17 protein-coding genes are annotated in these 19,082 nt (G+C 68.5%); 4 read left to right on the top strand and 13 right to left on the bottom strand.

Translation table 11 applies throughout. From position 1 onward, the window contains the following. Positions 1-198 precede the first annotated feature (198 nt). From ACWC09_RS19720 to ACWC09_RS19675, 10 genes are all read right to left on the bottom strand, one after another. On the bottom strand, positions 199-654 hold the full coding sequence (locus ACWC09_RS19720; protein ID WP_194238490.1) for a GNAT family N-acetyltransferase: 456 nt from the start codon (positions 652-654) through the stop codon (positions 199-201). 566 nt (positions 655-1,220) lie between these two features. Further along, complete coding sequence (locus ACWC09_RS19715; protein WP_450851829.1) at positions 1,221-1,568, bottom strand: hypothetical protein; 348 nt, start codon at positions 1,566-1,568, stop codon at positions 1,221-1,223. Between the two features lie 403 nt (positions 1,569-1,971). Next, positions 1,972-2,283 (bottom strand): hypothetical protein, encoded by a 312-nt coding sequence (locus tag ACWC09_RS19710; RefSeq protein ID WP_152771989.1) that lies wholly within the window; start codon positions 2,281-2,283, stop codon positions 1,972-1,974. 123 nt (positions 2,284-2,406) lie between these two features. Continuing rightward, positions 2,407-3,261 (bottom strand): hypothetical protein, encoded by an 855-nt coding sequence (locus ACWC09_RS19705; protein WP_450851828.1) that lies wholly within the window; start codon positions 3,259-3,261, stop codon positions 2,407-2,409. Further along, positions 3,258-3,974 carry a ParA family protein gene (locus ACWC09_RS19700; protein WP_450851827.1) on the bottom strand — a complete coding sequence of 239 codons (717 nt, stop codon included), beginning with the start codon at positions 3,972-3,974 and terminating at the stop codon, positions 3,258-3,260. The genes ACWC09_RS19705 and ACWC09_RS19700 overlap by 4 nt, the downstream gene beginning before the upstream one ends. A 166-nt stretch (positions 3,975-4,140) precedes the next feature. Beyond that, on the bottom strand, positions 4,141-4,713 hold the full coding sequence (locus ACWC09_RS19695; RefSeq protein WP_450851826.1) for a helix-turn-helix domain-containing protein: 573 nt from the start codon (positions 4,711-4,713) through the stop codon (positions 4,141-4,143). Continuing rightward, a complete protein-coding gene (locus tag ACWC09_RS19690; RefSeq protein WP_450851825.1) occupies positions 4,710-6,212 on the bottom strand; it encodes a helix-turn-helix domain-containing protein in 1,503 nt (500 codons plus the stop codon). Before ACWC09_RS19690 ends, ACWC09_RS19695 begins: the two co-directional genes overlap by 4 nt. Positions 6,213-7,041: 829 nt before the next feature. After that, positions 7,042-7,425 (bottom strand): hypothetical protein, encoded by a 384-nt coding sequence (locus tag ACWC09_RS19685; RefSeq protein WP_450851824.1) that lies wholly within the window; start codon positions 7,423-7,425, stop codon positions 7,042-7,044. A gap of 289 nt (positions 7,426-7,714) precedes the next feature. Beyond that, complete coding sequence (locus tag ACWC09_RS19680) at positions 7,715-8,389, bottom strand: Type 1 glutamine amidotransferase-like domain-containing protein (protein ID WP_450851823.1); 675 nt, start codon at positions 8,387-8,389, stop codon at positions 7,715-7,717. Between the two features lie 197 nt (positions 8,390-8,586). Continuing rightward, positions 8,587-9,255, bottom strand: coding sequence for a hypothetical protein (locus ACWC09_RS19675; protein ID WP_450851822.1), 669 nt, complete (start codon positions 9,253-9,255; stop codon positions 8,587-8,589). Between the two features lie 272 nt (positions 9,256-9,527). Here ACWC09_RS19675 and ACWC09_RS19670 point away from each other — a divergent pair, with 272 nt between their 5' ends. The 3 genes from ACWC09_RS19670 to ACWC09_RS19660 all read left to right on the top strand — a co-directional run bounded on the left by ACWC09_RS19670 (position 9,528) and on the right by ACWC09_RS19660 (position 15,134). Next, the gene (locus ACWC09_RS19670) at positions 9,528-11,786 is read left to right on the top strand and encodes an MMPL family transporter (protein ID WP_450851821.1); all 2,259 of its coding nucleotides are present in this window, start codon (positions 9,528-9,530) and stop codon (positions 11,784-11,786) included. 364 nt (positions 11,787-12,150) lie between these two features. Further along, positions 12,151-14,208, top strand: a complete 2,058-nt coding sequence (locus ACWC09_RS19665) for a phosphocholine-specific phospholipase C (RefSeq protein WP_450851820.1) — start codon at positions 12,151-12,153, stop codon at positions 14,206-14,208. Between the two features lie 77 nt (positions 14,209-14,285). Further along, a complete protein-coding gene (locus tag ACWC09_RS19660; protein ID WP_450851819.1) occupies positions 14,286-15,134 on the top strand; it encodes a phospholipid scramblase-related protein in 849 nt (282 codons plus the stop codon). 107 nt (positions 15,135-15,241) lie between these two features. On the opposite strand, the gene ACWC09_RS19655 is transcribed toward ACWC09_RS19660, so the two are convergent. Then, positions 15,242-16,186 carry a hypothetical protein gene (locus ACWC09_RS19655; protein ID WP_450851818.1) on the bottom strand — a complete coding sequence of 315 codons (945 nt, stop codon included), beginning with the start codon at positions 16,184-16,186 and terminating at the stop codon, positions 15,242-15,244. Next, positions 16,183-17,022 (bottom strand): phosphatase PAP2 family protein, encoded by an 840-nt coding sequence (locus ACWC09_RS19650; protein ID WP_450851817.1) that lies wholly within the window; start codon positions 17,020-17,022, stop codon positions 16,183-16,185. The genes ACWC09_RS19655 and ACWC09_RS19650 overlap by 4 nt, the downstream gene beginning before the upstream one ends. 232 nt (positions 17,023-17,254) lie before the next feature. On the opposite strand from ACWC09_RS19650, the gene ACWC09_RS19645 reads away from it, so the two are divergent. Next, positions 17,255-17,869 carry a TetR/AcrR family transcriptional regulator gene (locus ACWC09_RS19645; protein WP_450851816.1) on the top strand — a complete coding sequence of 205 codons (615 nt, stop codon included), beginning with the start codon at positions 17,255-17,257 and terminating at the stop codon, positions 17,867-17,869. Positions 17,870-18,004: 135 nt separating this feature from the next. On the opposite strand, the gene ACWC09_RS19640 is transcribed toward ACWC09_RS19645, so the two are convergent. After that, positions 18,005-19,045 carry a DUF2510 domain-containing protein gene (locus tag ACWC09_RS19640; RefSeq protein ID WP_450851815.1) on the bottom strand — a complete coding sequence of 347 codons (1,041 nt, stop codon included), beginning with the start codon at positions 19,043-19,045 and terminating at the stop codon, positions 18,005-18,007. Between the last annotated feature and the right edge of the window lie 37 nt (positions 19,046-19,082).

The following is a 19,082-nucleotide window of genomic DNA, read 5'->3' as shown; positions in this document are numbered from 1 at the left end:
CGCTACTTACAGCGAGCTGAAAGCGGATCCGTCATCGTATCGGTCACGGAGACGGCGAAGATTTGGAACGCAGGTAGCACGAGCGCTCCGGCGGCCGATCACGACGCAGCTGGGAGGCCGTGACCTCGATGACGACCCAGGTGCCGGGTTAGTCGATCGCGGCGTCGGCGATGCGCTGGCGGCCTTCGCTGGTCGCGTTCAGTCGAGGATCTTTGAGATTGGGCAGCCCCATGCCACACCCGGTCTGTCGGGTCCGTAGAGCGTGGGACCGCATGCCTGGAAGAACTCCTGTCGGCTGGCCGCGTTGTCGCCGTCCTGGGGGACCAGGCCCAGGAAGGTGTGGCCTGCTTCCTGGGCCCGGTGGGCGATCTCGGTGAGAAGTGCCCGCCCGACCCCGCTGCGACGATCCGTATCAGCGACGGCCATGGTCAAGACGAACGTCTGCTCGCCGGGATGCGCCTCTCGGCCCTCGTCGTGTCCGAAGCCGCAGTGGAGCTGGAACTCAGCGACCCCGATGACGGTTCCGTGGAGCTCGGCCACGATGACGTCCAAGCCCTCGGGATCGTAGAACCTGCCGTTTCCCAGATGGTTCGAGTACAACAGCTCCTCCACCACCGAATAGTCGGCGTGGGCGATGTCACGGATGAGCGGCATGGGCCGAGTACCCCCAGGCAGCAGCGTGTACCCGCTCTCACGGCATCCAGTGGCGGGTATCCGCCCGCCACTGGATGCCGTTGTGGTCTCGTTGGAGGAGACCATCCGCCACCGATTCTCGGTTCGGGAACGACACGACGTAGAGCGGTGGAGGCGAAGGGTTCCATCCCTGCACAGCAGCGCAGCACCCGCTGATGGCAGCGGCCCGACCGGAGCTGTTGCCGCGACTGAGTGCGGACGCCACTCGGCGCGGGGCGGGTGCGCCTTGTAGAGCCGGAAATCCAGGTTTCGCTCTGGGAGGTTGGCGACCGTGCTGCAACTCACCCCCGGATCTGCTGCATTGAACGGAAGGCATCGCCGAACGCGGTTACGTGCAGGCCTTCTGCCGCCCTCGGTGGGCGCGCATAGGTGTCCCATGTTTCGGTGAAGTGGGCGTGCCGTGAGAGCGCTTGGACGGTCTTCGGGTCGTGCTGGCCTGGTCCGCCGAGTGTGGTGGTGTAAAACACCTCATTCCGCAAAGCGTTCTGTGCTGGGGGCGATCTCGTCCCACTGTTCGGCGATGGTGTTCAGTGGAGAGTCGACACGGCCGTGTAGCGTGTGGATAGGTCCTCTTCAGGCAGCCTACTGAGTTCCTCGAAGGCCAGGCTTGCTTGCTGCAAGGAGCCATCGATGAGGTCGAGTTCATCGTTCGCCGTCTTGATGAATGCGTCGAAGATCGAGTCAAGTTCGGACCGAGTGAATTCCCACGTGCGCCCACGAAAGTGTGAGCTGCTCTTGAGGATGCCGAGTTTTTCGAGATTTTCGCGGAGGGCATCTCTCTGCCTTCGCAGCGCAGTGCAGGCTTCGCGGCCGATCGAAACTTCCTGGACCCACAGGTACGCAGCGAGCAGGTCGGCATCGTCGGCTTTACCCAACGCGTCGCCGATCCTGCTGCGTACGTCGCGGTCGGGGTAGCGGGGAGGGACGACGCGAGCGGTACGGGGTCACTGACATTCCAAGGCGGCTTCCCGCCCTACTGTTCATACGTGAAAGGGATACTTGCCTCGTCGCTGGCAGTGCATGTGATGCTTGATCGTCTCTGAAGATTCGCCTGTTTGATGTCCGTTCCGAATCGCGTGTGCGGTGGAGCGTTTTAGCGGACGTGGTGCTTGGGTTTGAGCCGGGAGGCAACTAAGTCGTCGGTTTGCCCGGCCAACCAGAGTTCGGCGGGTAGCCGAACAGGTGTGGGGTGACCGTGCGGCGGGGCATATGTCCGCCTCCCGGTCGGTATGGGACTGCAGTAGAGGCAAATCTCTTCGCCGTACGTCGGCCTGCCGATCATGTTGCGGTCGTGTTGGTGGGGGCGAGGCTCGGCGGGTAGCCCTTTGCGCGGAGCCAGGTGTCGAGGGCGAGAGCGACGATGTCTCCGTGCGGTAGGCCGGTGTCGGCGTTGTAGCGGCGGATGCGTCGCTGGAGCTGGAGGTCTGCGGGGACGGCGTGGTTGAACTGTCCGCGTTTGGTGTGCCGGTTTCTGATGACGTCCAGAGTGTCCGGATGCGGCGTGAGAACGTCATCGGTCGGCTGGGGCTCGGCGTCGAGCGCGTCGGCGATTTCACGTAGTCGGCGGGCGTAGGGGGAGTGATCAGGCATGCGAGCTGCTCCGGTCGGTCCGGATAGGCGGATAGCTATCCGCCTATTGGGTTATTGGAATAGTCGGCACGGGGCGGCCCGCCCCTTTGCGTGAGGGTGGCCGCCCTGTGCCTTGCGGTCGGGTCAGAACCCGCGGGTGGTGAGCCACTCGTCCAGTGCGACCGAGACGATGTCGCCGATGGGCAGGTGGTCGAGTTCGTTGTCCAGCGCGAAGCGCTTGAGCCGCTTCTTCAGCTTCAGCGCCGCGGGGACCGACGAGTCGAGGCTCTCGCGCGCGATGATGCGCTGGTTGAGAACGACGGCGGTCTCAGGAATGTCCTTGGGACGGCCGGATCCCTGAGCCCACGGTGTTCCTTGGCTGGGCGTTGTCTGTGATTGCGCATCCTGTTCCTGGTGAGCCCGTGGAACATCGGTCCTCACCGGGAACCCGTTGCCGCCTGCCGCCGGGGAATCTGCAGGGCGAAGCGCCACCTCGGCGCCCCAGGCTGCGCCGGGAGCCGCGGACGTGCCGTGCTGCACAACGGGTTTGGCTGGCTGCGTGGGCTGGATGGCAGGTGCTGCGGGCTCGGCAGCCGGGAGTGCAGGCGGTACCTGCCGCTTCATCGGCTGACCGGCGGATTCTGTCCCCGCCTTGGTGGCGGCGACGGCCGGGCGAACTGGCTGACTGGCGGCCGGCTCCGGGACGGGGCCGCCCGGTGCCTCGGCAGTCGGCTGGGCGGACGTCTGTGCCACTTCGGGCATCGCCTTGGCCTGGCCCTGTGCCGACCCCTCGGGGTTGGGAACGGTGGAAGGAGCGGGCTGAATCTGCGGCTCGCCGGCCGCGGGACGGCCTTCGGACGGGGTAGCGGCCTGTTCGGCAGCGTACTGCTCGGGGGTGAGCTCGGCGGTCGGGGGAGGAGGCGGAGGGGTGGTCTTCTTGGTTCCGCCCAAGGTACGACCGCCCGTGCGGCGGGCGGGGGGCTTCATGCGTTCGGTCATGCCGCGGTCAGCTCCTTCATCAGCTCGGCGTACTCGCTCAGCTCGGTCGGGATCTCGCCGAAGGCCTCCATGTAGTGGACCCAGGAGTGGATGGTGGTGTCGGCGAGCGGGAACGCCTCGTCGCGGTCCGGGCCGATGCCCTCGCCCTTAACGGGGTCGAGGAGCTTGTCTTTCGCGTTGCGGGGCAGGCTGGTGCGGTCGTCGGCCTTGACCATGACGACGTGGGCGGTGACGCCGTGTTCGTTGCGTGCGGCGGCGCGCTCGGCCTCGTCGAAGGTGGCCACGAGCTTTCGGCGCTCGATCTTGGTGGGGGCGACCGGGACGAGCAGCAGGTTCGCCTCGGTGACAGCCTCGTGGAAGATGCGGGCGCTGCCGCCGCCGGCGTCGACCACGATCGCGCCGAACTCGGCGCGCTTGGCACGGATGTACTCGGCGATGTCGTCGAACGGGTATCGCTCGACAACCAGGTTCTCGGGAATCTCGAAGCCGGCGGCCTGGGCGACCTTGAACCAGTCGTAGGCGGACTGGCTCGTCGCGTCGGCGTCCAGCAGCAACGTGGGCAGGCCGAGGACGACGGCGTAGTAGAGGGCGATGAACCAGGCCGAGGTGGTCTTTCCGGTGCCGCCCTTGAGCATGCCGACGACGATCACGAACGCGTCCCAGACGTGGTCTGTGGCTGCGGCCAGGGTCTTGTGGCGGGTGTTGGCGTTCACGTGTGCTTGATCTCCTGAAAGGGAAAGGGGTGTTGTCGTGTGTGATTCGGTGGAAGTGCTGCTCCTGTGGAGGCACGTCTCCGTCGGACTGGTGGAGGCGCCCGTGCTCCGCAGCGGCAGCCGGGATGCCCTTGGGCAGAGCGATTGAAAGCTCTGGCTTCGGCTCTCATAGTCGGTTTCCGTCACGGTGAGCGGAGCCGTGTCGGTGCTGGGGCCGCATTCGCGTCTTGGCCTGGTGCAGGAGCCGGTAGACCGTGGCCACGGAGTAGTTGCACTCCTCAGCAAGCTCCGGCACCGTGGCGCCGGCCTCGTACCGCGCCCGCAGAGACAGCGCGAGCTTCTGCCGCTCAGGGGCCCGCGCTGCACTGCGCATCCGCAGCGTCTGCTGGGTAGTGCGCACGGTTCCGCCGGCCTCGATCAGCAGACGCCGGGCAGCACGTCTCGAATCTCCCGCCGTTGCGGCGAGTTCGGTGAGGGTTGCGCCGTGCTGCTCGTAGAGGGTGCGCAGGTGAGTTGCGAGGCGCTGGCGGGCTTGTGGGTTCTGCCGCATCCGGCGGGTCTGCCAGGAGGTGCGCATGACGGTCCCGGCGTCGTGCAGCCGGTTGAGGACGCTGCCGTAGGACAGGCCGCTGGCGGTGACGAGTTCGTCGACCGTGGCACCGGACTCGTACTGCCGGCGCAGGGACTGGGGCGTCACCGCCTCGCTCGCATCGGAGGTGGTCGGTGGATGTGGGTTCATGCGACGGACTCCCATTCGCTGAGGGCTTCGGCATGGGCAGCGGCCAGCTCGTCGTAACTGCGCTGGTCGGATGGGGTGATGAGGATCAGGCGGCCGTCGGTGGCGACCCGCCAGTCGGTGGCCGGACGACCGGTGAGCGGGTCGAGGACGCGTCCGTCGGGGGTATGCCACGCGGGCGGGATCTCGTCGGGACGTGGCGCGGGGACCAGCACTCGGCGGCCGTCGCGGACGATCACTACAGCCTTGCTGCGGTGCTCCCCCAACCGGCTCAGTGCCTCCTGGTAGGCCGCCCGCTCCGCCGTGTGCAGGGCCTTGCGCCGGGCCGCGATGCCCCAGGTGCCGTGCTGCTCGGCGATGTTGGCCCAGCCCTCTGCCGGCGTGTGGCTGTTGTCGGCGTCCGGGAGGGGGATACCGAAGCCCTCCAGCGCACGTGGCGCGAGGTTCCAGGTCTCTCCGGTGTGCTGGACGAGTCCGTGGTCGGCGAGGCGTTTCAGGGTCCGGTAGGTGGTGGCGCGGGAGACCGAGGAAGTGCCGACGAGCTCAATGACCGTCTGGTCCGGGTGCACGTGCAGGGCGCTGATGATCATGAGGGCGGCGCTGCCGAGGCCGTGGTGGGCGAAGGCGTCGTGGCCCATGAGATTGCCGAGGACGGTGGAGTCGATGTCGGCCGTCGTGGCCGTCTCAGAGGTGGTCCACTCCCCAAGTGCCGGGTCGGGGGGGAACTGAGTGGACCGGAAACGAGACAGCAAAGCCGGGCCACCGTGACCCGCGATGTTGCCGTTGCCCAGGTACCAGGTGGAGCCCTCCCGGCCATGGCCCACCCGCAGACGCCGCAGCCAGCCACGCGGCCGGAGGACTGTCTCGTAGATGACCCGCAGCGTCGTGCGGGACACCCCGGCTTCCTCCGCTGTCTGCCGCTCACTGGCGTGGTGCAGGGGGCCGCCCGCGATCTCGGCGAAGTTCAGGTGCGCCCGCAGCACCCGCAGCGCGGTCCGTCCTCGCTCCCCGCGCCAGGGCGTGGTCTCGATGCGGTCCCGCAGCGCGGCGAGAATCTCGTACGCGTCGTGCCGGGAGCTCAGCGCGATGGTGGTGCTGATCGTCTTGGAAGCGCTGTTCCAGATCCGGCGGATGTAGTCCAGGGCGCGGGTCTGCCCGGAGCGCAGCGCGATGTGCCGGGTGTGCCGTCCGCCTTCGTGCTCGGGATGCAGCAGGAGCTGCGTGAGCTGGTCGATGCTGCCGCCGGCGCGGGCGACGTGGCAGGCGATGGCCGCGGTGATCCGGTGTCCGTGCTCGGCCGCGCCCTGGCGGTCCCCGCGGGGGATCACGGTCCGGCCGTCGGAGGAGAGTCGGCTGTAACTGCCGGTGGCGTAGCGGCCGGTGAGGTCTCCGAGCAGAATGAGATCGGTTGCGGCCGACGGAAGTTGGGCGTAACCCAGAACAACGCCGTTGAATTGGGATGCGTTTGGTCGAGAGAGGTCGTGATGGGTGTTGTGCGTCACGGTGGGGTCGTCTCGCAAAGACGTGGACGCCACCCAGGCCCGCTAAAACCACGGGTGGTGTCCGGAACCGACCTCCAACGGCGCCGGCAAGGTCTCCAGGATTGCCGTCCTGGAGGCCCTCGTAAGCCCGGCCCCGAGCGGAGGCAGGCGTCCCCATCGCAGCTCGACCGAGGTCGAAACAGAGCCCCGCCAGAGTCGCTCACTCGTGATCCACACCGGCCAACTCAGGTCCCTCAAAGGCCAGTTTCAGGGGCTGCTGCCTCTGACTGCCTCCGAGCGACCCGGGTCGAACCGGGGTCGAATCAGAGCGGTTTCCTCTGACTGCCTCCGATCGCCTCTGCAACCCGTCCTAGCAGGTCACAGCCTCATCGCCTCGCATAAGCGCAGGTCAGAAAGATGCGCTAGCTGTACCACTGGTTCCTGGCGAAGGCGGTCATGTGAGGCATGGGGGTTCCCGTCCCTGTCGGCGGGGCTCCGTCGCCCCGCGTGCCGTGGTTGGAATCAGGGTCGTGAGGCTTGTACCGGCTCGGCAAGGCGGCTTCTGCCAGACGGAAGGACTTCTGTAAAGAGGCTGGTCAGAGCCCTGTTCCGTCAGCCCCTGGTCGCCAGAGCGGAGGGCCGGGTGGTGCTGCTGTTCGCTTCGCGCTCGGGGTAACCGGAGAGGGCGACGGTGAGTGCGACTACTCACTGCGTGGCGTTAATCGCCCAAACAGGTCCACATAGTTGCAAATGTGAGACTCCTCTGTCGATGGATGCTCGGTACAGCGGCAAGAATCAGCATTGCTACAGGTCCACTACTGTCCGCTTTGGAGGCTCCTTTTCGTGTTCCTCAGGCGGCGCCAACGGCCTGTCGTTGGTTGGCCGGCTCCGGCTTGGGTGTGCGGATGACGGCCAGCACCAGGAACAGTCCCACGACCGCGGCGAGCGGCGCGTTGAGCAGGCCGACACCGGCTCCCGCCAGGAGCATCGGGAGCATGATGCCGCTGAAGTACCCGGTCGACGCCGAGATCTGTGTCAGCCACACCATTGCAGCGGCGACCATCAGCAATCCGGTCGTCATGGAGGTCTTCGGGCTGTAACGCTTGACGATCTTCGGGGTCAGCGTCCTCGGCACCACCACCATGCCGAGGGACATCGGCAGGAAAGCGAATCCCGCCTCGATCGGATTCCTGGCGAGTACGTTCTGCACGAACTGGGTCAGGAAGAAGAACATCCCGAACATCGCGCCGCCGGAGCAGACGAAGACGAGGAAGCCGCCGGCTCGGTTGCGGTTGGTGAACAGGCCCAGGTTCAGGATCTGCGGAGCCGCTCATACTGAAGACGGTGGAAGGACGGATGGAGTACGCGAGCGCGAGCGGCGGCGTCCAGGCCGCACGCCGTTGGGATGCGCACTCGGCGGCCGGCGACTCGGGGGCCTGGGCCCTGGCCAGCCATCCGGCGAGATCGAAGAGCCGGTTCCGGTGGCCCGAGAGCACGGTCGAGGGCGGGGAGGCCGTCGACGTTCATGATGCCGGGTTGAGCAGCTTCCAGTGCCCTTCGGAGATGACCTCGACGCCGTCGTCGGTCACCTTGATGGCGGTCTGGGCGTCGATGACGTACGCCGGACCCTTTATCCCGGCGGCCCACCGTTCCGCCTCGGCCATGGTGTTCTCCGGACAACCGGGGCTGTCGAGGTGCGGGAAGAGGGAGAAGTCGACGACTCCCAGCGTGCTGTCGTCACCGGTGGGCGGTCTCCAGCCGACGAAGTCCTCCCCGATGCGGGGAGTCAGCACCATGCTCCCGGCACTGAGCCCCACGTAGACCGTGTCGCGCAGCGACGGGAGGAGGTCGGCCAGTCCGGACTCCCGCATCCAGTGGCACAGGTACATCGTGTCGCCGCCGTTGACCAGCAGGGCGTCAGTTTCTCGGACCCAGGAGACCCAGCGTTCCTTGTCGATGCCGGGCAGTGCGGTGAGCTCCAGCACGCCCACCGACTTCCACCCCAGCTCGGTCATGGGGTTGGGGGAGCGTCCGCTGATGAAACGCCATGGCCCGCCCGGATCCCCGTACGGGCCCCCGTACCCCGCGGTGGGGATGCAGAGGGCGCTGGCCTCGGCGATCGGTTTGCCCAGGAGATCGACCAGCGCCGCCAGCATGCTTGCGTTCCTGACACCGGAGTCGGTAAGGAGAAGCTTCATCGATCCCCCGAACTGATCGCGTAGTGAAGTTAATTGAGCGAAGCCGCGGCCAGGAACGACGTCCGTGGCCCGACAGCCGGGTCGGTCAGCTCGGGCATCCCGTCATCCTGCATCCCGTCATCCTGCATCCCATCATCCCGTTATCCCGCGGCCCTTCGGCCCTGGCCTCACGCCTTCACTCGCGCGACGTCGCTCCCCTAGGTCACCTTGTGCGGCACCCAGACGGCGGCGTGGAAAGGGCCGTTGGCGGTGGACGGGTCTGCGGACGGAAGTGCTGCGCTGCCCGCGACGACGCCGTGGCGGTTGACCTGCGTCGCGGCGGAGTTGAGGCCGCCGAGGGAGGCCAGGTAGGTGAAGTCGCCGTTGTCGACGCGGGCGACGAAGGCGAAGGAGTTGGGGGCGAAGTTGTCACCGACCACGACGTTCCCGGCGATCTGCTCGACCTCGGTGACACCGCGCCCGGAGCCGATCACGGCACTCGTGTGCGTCTTGAGGTTGAACCAGCTGGAGACCAGGCTGTCGCCGCCGACCACAGTGCTCCCGCTGATCAGCTGCGCGATCAGGAAGTGGGACCCCAGGTCCGTGCGGATGCCGGTGCGGAGGTCGTAGGCGTATCCGGTGAGGCCGTTGGCGGCCGTTCGAGACTGACCGACCACGGTGGAACCGCTGATGTCGTTGGCTGTGCTGGAGCTTCCGCCGAGGGTGCCGAGATCGGTCGTCGTCCGGGTGCGCAGGTCGTACGCGAACCCGTGCCTTGTCGCGGCAGGCGTGTTCGGCAGGGAGGAACTGCCCACGACGATCGCACCGTTGACCGCCGCCGCGGTGCTGACACCCGACGGGCCGGCGAGGCTGCCGAGATCGGTCATGTGTACATCAGTTCCGATCGGTCAAACAGCGAGCGGTCGGCCACAAATTCGAACGAGTCGTCATCGAGGTCCGGAACAGCGCAGTCAACGCGTGAATGCGGGAAGTGGGCGGCGATGCGCCCCGAGAACGAGAGGCATTCCTCCCTTCGGAGGAGACGGCCGGCCGCGCATGTGTCCCTTTGAATCCTGTGGTGGGCCGCGGCCCTTTCTAGGTTGGTGATCGGGCTCATTGGCCCTGTTCAGCACAGCCCTTCTTCCGTGGGAGTACTTCCGTGGCCACGTTCCTCTACCGGTTGGGCCGGCTCGCCTTTCGGCGACGACGGCTGTTCGTGATGTTCTGGATAGCCGTCCTGGCTGCCGTCGGAATCGGCGCGGGCACCGTCTCGGGCAGAACGACAGAGGGTTTCACCCTGCCCGGCACACAGTCGCAGAAGGCGATCGACCTGCTGCACAAGGAGTTTCCGCAGGCCTCCGCGGACGGTGCCACGGCCCGGATCGTGTTCGAGGCCCCGAAGGGGCAGACGCTGGCCTCCGGCACGAACAGGACCGAGATCGAGTCGCTGGTCGCCGGGCTCAGGACCGCGCCCCAGGTGGCGAACGTCGCCGACCCCTATGCCAACCGCCTGGTGAGCAGGGACGGCACCATCGCCTACACCCAGGTCACCTACGAGGTGAAGCAGACCGACATCACCGGCGCGGCACGGGACGCCCTGCACCACATCGCCGACCAGGGCGAGAAGGCCGGGCTGACGGTGAACATGGGCGGCAACGCCGTACAGGGCAAGGCGGGAGCCGGACCGGCCGAGCTGATCGGCGTCGCGGTCGCCGCCGTGACCCTGGTGATCACCTTCGGTTCGCTGCTCGCGGCCGGGCTGCCGTTGCTGATGGCGATCGCCGGCGTGCTGACGGCCGTCTGCGTCCTGACGATGGCCACGGCGGTCTTCGACATGAGCTCCAGCTCGTCGACCCTGGCCCTGATGCTGGGCCTGGCGGTGGCCATCGACTACGCCCTGTTCATCGTCTCCCGCTATCGCGGCGAACTGCGCCAGGGCCGTGCGCCCGAGGAAGCCGCCGGACGGGCGCTCGGCACGGCGGGATCGGCGGTGGTGTTCGCGGGCCTGACGGTGATCATCGCGCTGGCGGGCCTGACCGTGATCGGGATCAAGTCCCTGGGCACCATCGGCCTCGCCGCCGCCTTCGCGGTGGCCGTAGCGGTCCTCATCGCCCTGACCCTGTTGCCCGCGGTCCTCGGCTTCGTCGGGGAACGCATCATGAAGGGCAGGCTCAAGAGCCCACGCCTGCGGGCGCTGGAGCACGGCGAAGGTGAGGCATGGGGCGTCCGCTGGGCGAAGTTCGTCACGCGCAACCCGGTCAAGGTGCTGGCCGTGGCGGTCACTGCCCTCGTCGTCCTGGCCATTCCGGCACTCTCGCTGAAGCTGACGCTGCCCGACGACAGCATGGCCGCCCCCGGCAGCAGCGAGCGGATCACCTACGACACCATCACCAAGGGTTTCGGCGACGGCTACAACGGCCCGCTGACGATCGTGGTGGACGGCAGAGGGAGCGACGATCCCAAGGCCGCCGCCGCGGACGCGGCCACTCTGCTCGGCAGGCTGCCGGATGTCGCCTCGGTCGGCCCGGCCGCCTTCAACCAGGGCGGTGACGTGGCCGTCATCAGCGCCGTACCGAAGAGCTCGCCCAGCAGCCAGGCCACTCGGGACCTGGTCTCGGACATTCGCGGACGCGGCGCCGGACTGCACGAGGACACCGGCGCCGACCTCATGGTCACCGGCCTGACCGCGGTGAACGTCGACGCCTCCGCCAAGATGGGCGCCGCCCTGATCCCCTACCTGGGTGTGGTCGTCGGCCTGGCGTTGATCCTGCTGCTGCTCGTGTTCCGCTCGATCCTGGTCCCGCTCAAGGCGGCGCTCGGCTTCCTGCTCAGCGTGGTCGCCACCCTCGGTGTGGTGGTCGCGGTCTTCCAGTGGGGCTGGCTCGCGGACGTCTTCGGCGTCGACCAGACCGCGCCGATCGTGAGCTTCCTGCCCATCTTCCTGGTCGGCGTCGTGTTCGGACTCGCCATGGACTACGAGGTGTTCCTCGTGACCCGGATGCGTGAGGAGTACGTCCACGGGGCCGGGCCGACCGAGGCGGTGATCGCCGGTTTCCGGCACTCCGCCAGGGTGGTCACGGCCGCCGCCCTGATCATGATCTCGGTGTTCGCCGGCTTCCTGCTGGACGACGTACCGCTGATCAAGTCGATGGGCATGGGTCTGGCCTCCGCGGTGCTGTTCGACGCCCTGGCCGTCCGGATGACCATCGTGCCCGCGGTGATGGCGCTCGTCGGCCGTCGCGCCTGGGCCCTGCCGGGGTGGCTGGACCGCTTCCTGCCGAACGTCGACGTCGAGGGCGAGAAGCTGCAGCACATGCTGGAGGCCGAGGCCGAGGCCGAGACCAAGGCCGAGGACGCTCAAGAGCCGGCGGCCGGCCAGCGCGAACCGGTCTCGCCGACGCCGGCGCGCACCGACTGACCCCCTCGCCACCGCCTGCCGGCCCCGTCCCCCCGCGGGAGCCGGCAGGCGGCTCCGTCTGTTCCTGGAGGCGCACCCCCTCACCGGATCCACCAGGTACGCGCGACTTCGTGGAGGCGGGCCGGGAAGCACCCCGGTCGCCCCCCGGCTGACGGTGGCCCCTTTCTCCGCAGGTGGCGAACGGGCCGTGGCCGACCACGGCTCCGCGTTCGCACGGAGCGTCGCGAACCTCGCGTACCGACGACTTTCACACAGATGCCACCGGGCCCTTCCCTGACGTTTGTTGCTCTTGGAACACTCGCTCCGCGCGCATTCCGTCATGTTCCGGCCATCCGCACCTCAGGATGAGAAGAGGCACTCACCCATGCCCGAAGTCAACCGGCGCCGATTCCTCCAACTCGCGGGCGCGACCACCGCGTTCACCGCCCTGTCGAACAGCATCGAGCGCGCCGCCGCGCTGCCCGCGAACCACCGCACCGGGTCCATCGAGGATGTCGAGCACATCGTCGTCCTGATGCAGGAGAACCGTTCTTTCGACCACTACTTCGGCACCCTCAGAGGCGTCCGCGGCTACGGCGACCCGCGGCCGGTCGTGACCCGGCAGGACGGGAAGCCGGTCTGGTACCAGGCGGACGCGAGCGGCAAGGACATCCTGCCTTTCCACCCGGACGCCGACGACCTGGGCCTGGCCTTCATCCAGGACCTCCCGCACGGCTGGAACGACGGCCACGCCGCCTTCGACGGGGGCAAGTACGACAAGTGGGTCCCGTCCAAGGGCTCCACGACGATGGCGTACCTGACCCGCAAGGACATCCCCTTCCACTACGCGCTCGCCGACTCCTTCACCGTCTGCGACGCGTACCACTGCTCCTTCATCGGTTCGACCGACCCCAACCGCTACTACATGTGGACCGGTTACACCGGCAACGACGGGCAGGGCGGCGGGCCCGTCCTCGGCAACGACGAGGCCGGCTACAGCTGGACCACCTACCCCGAGCGCCTGGAGAAGGCCGGCGTCTCCTGGAAGATCTACCAGGACATCGGCGACGGCCTCGACGCGAACGGCAGTTGGGGCTGGATCCAGGACGCGTACCGCGGCAACTACGGCGACAACTCCCTGCTCTACTTCAAGCAGTACCAGAACGCCCAGCCCGGCGACCCGCTGTACGACAAGGCCCGCACCGGCACCGACGCCCGCAAGGGCGAGGGCTTCTTCGACCAGCTCAAGGCCGACGTCAAGGGCGGCAAGCTGCCGAAGATCTCCTGGGTCGTCGCCCCCGAGGCCTTCACCGAGCACCCCAACTGGCCGGCCAACTACGGTGCCTGGTACGTCTCCCAGGTGCTGGACGCGCTCACCTCCGACCCGAAGGTGTGGGCCAAGACGGCCCTCTTCATCACGTACGACGAGAACGACGGCTTCTTCGACCACATGCTCCCGCCGTTCGCGCCGACGTCCGCCGCACAGGGCAAGTCGACCGTCGACCTCGGCCCGGACCTGTTCAAGGGCGACAGCAGCCATGTCGCCGGCCCCTACGGGCTCGGTCAGCGCGTGCCCATGCTCGTCGTCTCGCCCTGGAGCAAGGGCGGTTACGTCTGCTCCGAGACGCTCGACCACACCTCGATCATCCGGTTCATGGAGACCCGCTTCGGCGTCCACGAGCCGAACATCTCGCCCTGGCGGCGCGCCATCTGCGGCGACCTGACCTCGGCGTTCGACTTCTCGCACAAGGACACCGAGCCGGTCGGTCTGCCCGACACCGACGGCTACCAGCCGCCGGACAAGGACCGCCACCCCGACTACGTGCCGACCCCGCCGGCCACCGGCGTCCTGCCCAAGCAGGAACGCGGTCTGCGGCTCGCCCGGCCCCTCGGGTACGCCCCGCACGTGGACGGTTCGGCCGACACGGCCACCGGGAAGTTCACGCTCACCTTCGCCTCGGGGGCGAAGGCGGGCGCCGCCTTCCTGGTGACCTCGGGCAACCGCACCGACGGGCCGTGGAGTTACACCACCGAGGCCGGCAAGACCATCGCCGACACCTGGAACTCGGCGTACTCGAAGGGCTCGTACGACTTGACCGTGCACGGTCCGAACGGGTTCCTGCGCACCTTCAAGGGCGACAACAAGACCGCCGGCCCCGAGGTCACCGCCCGCCACAAGGGCGACGACATCGAGCTGACCTTCACCAACAAGGGCTCCGGCACGGTCCGTCTGAAGCTGGCGGGCGGATACGGCTGCCGACCGCAGACATTCTCGGTCCGGCCCGGGGCCACCGTCCGGCACACCGTCGACCTCACGGCGAGCCGGCGCTGGTACGACCTGACCGTGACGTCCGAGGCGGACCCGGCGTTCGTGCGGCGATTCGCCGGACATGTCGAGAACGGGCGGCCGGGGGTGAGCGACCCCGCGATCATTACCGGGTGAACTGCCGGGTAAAGGCTGGTGAATACCGGATCGCGGGGGCTGGCGAGGTGCCGGTGGGCCCGGGGTAGTGTGCCCCGGTGACCACGCATTCGAACACTCCTGCAGGCTGGTATCCGGATCCGCACGGAGCGCCGCAGACGCTCCGCTACTGGGACGGCGCCCAGTGGACCCAGCACACCCACGCGGACCAGCAGCAGGCGCAGACCGCTCAGCCTCAGGCACCCGCCGCCCAGCAGCAGGTGCCGCAGCAGTCCGCGGGGCCGGACCCGCGGGTGCAGCGTCAGGTGCAGCAGCAGGCCGGGGTCGCCGGTGGCGGCCCCGGTGGCGGCACCCTGTTCACCGAGCCGGTTCTGGTGGTCAACCAGAAGGCCAAGCTGATCGAGCTGACCAACGAGTACAAGGTCATGGATCAGAACGGCAACCAGATCGGCTCGGTGACCGAAGTCGGGCAGAGCACGCTGAAGAAGGTGGCGCGCTTCGTCTCCAGCCTCGACCAGTTCATGACGCACCGGCTGGAGATCCGGGACGCGTACGGTCAGCCGCAGTTGGTGCTGACCCGGCCCGCGAAGGTCTTCAAGTCCCGGGTGATCGTGTCCCGTCCGGATGGCTCGCCGGTCGGTGAGATCGTCCAGGAGAACATGATCGGGAAGATCAACTTCGCGATGAACGTGGACGGGCAGAAGGTCGGCGCGATCAAGGCGGAGAACTGGCGGGCCTGGAACTTCGCGATCGTCGATCACGCGGAGAACGAGGTCGCCCGGATCACGAAGACGTGGGAGGGGCTCGCCAAGACGATGTTCACGACGGCGGACAACTATGTGCTGCAGATCCATTACCAGCTGCCCGAGCCCCTGTTGAGCCTTGTCGTCGCGACGGCGCTCACCGTCGACACGGCGCTGAAGCAGGACTCGCGCGGGTTGGGCTGACGCGCCTACCAGGGTGCCGCAGTATGTCGGTTGGCGGCTGAGGCACCCTGGACGCTACGGCTGCAGACCGCGCGTCTGGGCTCGATTCAACAAGTCAGGGGCGTTGCTCAGAGCGGTGTCAGATGGTTCGGGTCCGACGGTTGGCGAGGCAACGACGGATTCTCCAACAGTGCTGTTTCGGGCTTCAGGGCCAGTACCGCCGCCACCGGGTGCACCTCGTCCACCAGCGCGACCTCCGGTGTGACCCGGCTCAGCAGGACCACGCCCCAGGACGCGAGGCCCGCGCCGGTGAGGGCGAGGAGTACGCCTGACGCGCCGCCCTGGAGGCGTTCGCCGAGGAGGGCGAGGCCGATCGCCGCGGCGGCGACCGGGTTGGCCAGGGTCACCATGGCGAGCGGGGCGCCGAGGCCGTCCTGGTAGGCGGTCTGGGACAGGAGCAGGCCGCCCGCGGCGAAGGTCGCGACCAGCAGGGCCACGCCGATCACCTGCCAGCTCAGCAGCGAGCCGGAACGGTCCGTGGCGGCCACCGTCACCGTCTGGGTGAGGGCCGAAGCGACGCCGGAGGCGAAGCCGGACGCGGTGGCGTGCCGCAGCCCGGGTCGGGAACCCGGCCGGGCCAGCAGACCGATCAGGGCCGCCGTGACGCCTGCGACCGCCAGGGCCTCGGGAGTGCTCAGCACCGCTTCGGGCGCGTGACCGGACGCCGTCACGAGGATCGCGGCCAGACCCAGCAGTGTGAGCGCGGTGCCCCGCCACTCCACCCCGCTGACCTTCCGCCCGGCGATCCGTGCCCCCATCGGCACCGCCGCGACCAGGGTGAGCGCGCCGAGCGGCTGTACGACGGTCAGCGGCCCGTACTTGAGGGCCACGACGTGGAGGAGCGCGGCGGATCCGTTGAGCAGGACCGAACCCCACCAGGCGCCCGAGCTCAGCATCCGTCCCAGACCGGAACCGGGGTTGCGGGAGGCGAGCCGCTCCTGGGCGACGGCAGCGGCCGCGTAGGCCACGGCGGAGAACAGCGAGAGGACGAGGGCGAGGACGGTGGCGTTCATCGGCCGGCTCCCGCAAGGATCTTGTCGTCGGCCACGGGCGCGAGCTTCTCGCTGCCCCGCCCGGCTGTCGTGACCGTCCGTCGCGGCGAGCGAAGCGAGATGGGGGTCCCCCCGGACGAAGTCTGGGGGCGGATCAGGGCGAGCGTCGCGCCGAGCATGGCGGTGGCCACGATCGCGTCCAGCCAGTAGTGGTTCGCCGTACCGACGATCACCAGGAGAGTGATCATCGGGTGCAGCAGCCACAGCATGCGCCAGCGGGACCTCGTCGCCACGATCAGGCCGATCGCCACCATCAGGGCCCAGCCGAAGTGCAGCGACGGCATCGCCGCGAACTGGTTCGAGAGGTGGTCCGAGGACGGCGGGCCGTAGACCGAGGGGCCGTACACCTTCGCGGTGTCGACCAGGCCCGTGGCGGCCAGCATCCGGGGCGGCGCCAGCGGGAACACGAAGGGCAGTACCAGGGCCGCGGAGGTGACCGTGGCGAGGACCCGGCGGGCCCAGACGTAGTGCGCCGGGCGCTTCAGGTACAGCCAGACCAGGAAGGCCGTGGTGGCGGGAAAGTGGACGGTCGCGTAGTAGGTGTTCGCGAGGTGCACCAGGGTGTCACTGTGCAACAGGGCGGACTGCACCGCGCCCTCGCCGGGCAGATGAACCGCTCGTTCCAGGTCCCAGACGCGATGCGCGTTGTGCACCGCCTCGCCGGTGTGGCCCGTGGCCAGCTGCCGGCCGAACTTGTAGACGAGGAAGAGTCCTGCGACGAGCAGGAGCTCACGGACGAGCGGAGGCCGGGCTATCGCGCCGGTCTCTCCTTCTGCAGGCTCGGTGCGGGCATTCATCCCCCGGCCCCTTCGCTGATGGTGGTGCGGATGTGCGGTCGTAGGAGTCGAGACCCCTGATGCGGCCGGAACTCATCGGTACGCGTCCGTCCCGAAACGAAAGCGTTCCGATACGGGAGTGTACCGATACGAAGGCGTTCCGGTACACTGGCGTATCGATTGAGGTACGACACACTGGATGTCGGGAATAAAGAGCGAGTAAGCGGGACACCGGGACAGAGAGGACGAGCACATGACGTCGCAGGCCGCGGACGGACCGGAGACGGTCGCCGCCTCGCGCCGCTCCAAGATCACGCGCGAGCGTGAGCAGGAGTTCTTCGACGCCGTGCTCGAACAGATCCGTGAGTGCGGCTACGACGCCGTCACCATGGAGGGTGTCGCCGCCAGTACACGCTGCAGCAAGTCGACGCTGTACCGGCAGTGGAAGACGAAGCCCCAGTTCGTGGTGGCCGCCCTGCGCTCCCGTCGCAAGGCGCGCTTCGGCGGGATCGACACCGGTTCGCTCGCGGACGACCTGCGCGAGGCCGCACGGGCGGTCGGCCGCTGGTCGATGAACGACACCAAGTTGCTGCAGGCCCTCGGACACGCCGTCACGCAGGACGTGGAGCTCGCGAAGGCGCTGCGCGAGGCGCTGGTCGAACCGGAGATCGCCGCGCTGAAGGAGATCCTGCGGCGTGGGGTGGAGCGGGGTGAGGTCGCCGCCGACCACCCGGCCCTGGAGTACATCCCGGCGCAGATGTTCGGGGTCGTTCGCGCCCGCCCCGTCGTGGACGGCGAGTACGCCGACCCCGACTACCTGGTCCGTTTCGTGGAGGCCGCCGTGCTGCCGGCACTCGGCCTCACCTGATGCTCAGGCCGCCGTCCACGGGATGACTGGACGGTGACCTGAGTGCGCCGCACCGTGGGGACGGGGGCGGCGCGCACCCCCCGGCCGGGTGGGGTTCCCCTTGAGCGGAGGGGCACTCCACCCGGCCGACCGCTGTCAGACGTTGTGACCGTCGCCGCCGCCGGTCGACACCTTGATGCCCTTGGTGATCGTGTCGATGATCGACTGGTTCTGGCCGACGTCGACGCCGAAGCGGACCACCACGATCTGCGAGGGTTCGGCGGGGGACGGGAAGGCGAGCGACTCGACATAGCCGTCGGAGCCCTTGCTGGTGACCGCCTTCCAGCGGACCAGGTAGCCCTTCTGCCCGGCCACGGTGACCGCCTTGGAGGCGAGCACCTGGTGCGAGGTGATGGAGCCGTAGGTCTTGCCGCCGTAGGACTGCTCGGCGTTCGCCGCGATATCGGCCTTCGCCACCGCCTCGGCCGTGCTGCCGGCGGTCTTGAGCACCGCCGCCAGGGTCGAGGACGCGCCGCCCTTCGTGCAGGTCTGGGTGGTGTCGCCGGGGCACTTGTAGGAGACGTTGGAGCTGATCTGCGCCCCACCCGCGTACTCCTGGCCGTACCAGTCGCCCGGGATGGGCAGGCTGATGCCGCTCAGCGCGTCGGTCACCGAACCGCTCTTGACCTTCGGCGGCTCGGACTGCCCGGGCGTTGGCGACTCGCCGCCGCCCGAACCGCCCGAACCGCCCGAACCGCCCGAACCACCCGGAGCGCCGGACGGTCCGCCCTGCCCGCCGTTCGAACCGCCCTGGCCGCCGAAGCCGCCCTGCCCGCCCGGCCCCTGCTGCGAGGAGGCGTTCCCACCGCCCGAACCGCCGCTGTCGGTCAGCGCCCACACGCCCACACCGATACTCGCCAGGACCGCCACCGCGATACCGACGGCTATGCCCGTGCGCAGCCCCTGCCGCTGCGCCTTGGGCGGCTCGGCGGGATAGGCCGGATAGGTGGGGAACGCCGCGTACGCCGGATCAGCCCCGGCCGTCGGCGCCTGCGCCGGGGGACCCCATACGGCGGCCGACCCCGCGGGGCGGGTCTGGTCCGTCCATGCCTTGCCGTCCCACCAGCGCTCGGTGGCGGGACCCTCACTTGTCTGCCCCGGGTCGGGATACCACCCGGGAGGAGTCACCTGCGTCATGACCCCACCGTATGAGGCGTCGGTGAAAGCGGGATGA

It is taken from the genome of Streptomyces sp. NPDC001617, from assembly GCF_053596855.1.
This window is presented reverse-complemented; position numbering and strand designations above follow the sequence as displayed.

Bases quoted from the DNA above. Each gene is read 5' to 3' on its own strand.
- ACWC09_RS19675 (WP_450851822.1), bottom strand. From the start codon at position 9,255: ATGACCGATCTCGGCAGCCTCGCCGGCCCGTCGGGTGTCAGCACCGCG.
- ACWC09_RS19655 (WP_450851818.1), bottom strand. From the start codon at position 16,186: ATGAACGCCACCGTCCTCGCCCTCGTCCTCTCGCTGTTCTCCGCCGTG.
- ACWC09_RS19695 (WP_450851826.1), bottom strand. From the start codon at position 4,713: ATGAACCCACATCCACCGACCACCTCCGATGCGAGCGAGGCGGTGACG.
- ACWC09_RS19640 (WP_450851815.1), bottom strand. From the start codon at position 19,045: ATGACGCAGGTGACTCCTCCCGGGTGGTATCCCGACCCGGGGCAGACA.
- ACWC09_RS19685 (WP_450851824.1), bottom strand. From the start codon at position 7,425: ATGTTCTTCTTCCTGACCCAGTTCGTGCAGAACGTACTCGCCAGGAAT.
- ACWC09_RS19720 (WP_194238490.1), bottom strand. From the start codon at position 654: ATGCCGCTCATCCGTGACATCGCCCACGCCGACTATTCGGTGGTGGAG.
- ACWC09_RS19710 (WP_152771989.1), bottom strand. From the start codon at position 2,283: ATGCCTGATCACTCCCCCTACGCCCGCCGACTACGTGAAATCGCCGAC.
- ACWC09_RS19650 (WP_450851817.1), bottom strand. From the start codon at position 17,022: ATGAATGCCCGCACCGAGCCTGCAGAAGGAGAGACCGGCGCGATAGCC.
- ACWC09_RS19705 (WP_450851828.1), bottom strand. From the start codon at position 3,261: ATGACCGAACGCATGAAGCCCCCCGCCCGCCGCACGGGCGGTCGTACC.
- ACWC09_RS19680 (WP_450851823.1), bottom strand. From the start codon at position 8,389: ATGAAGCTTCTCCTTACCGACTCCGGTGTCAGGAACGCAAGCATGCTG.
- ACWC09_RS19665 (WP_450851820.1), top strand. From the start codon at position 12,151: ATGCCCGAAGTCAACCGGCGCCGATTCCTCCAACTCGCGGGCGCGACC.
- ACWC09_RS19645 (WP_450851816.1), top strand. From the start codon at position 17,255: ATGACGTCGCAGGCCGCGGACGGACCGGAGACGGTCGCCGCCTCGCGC.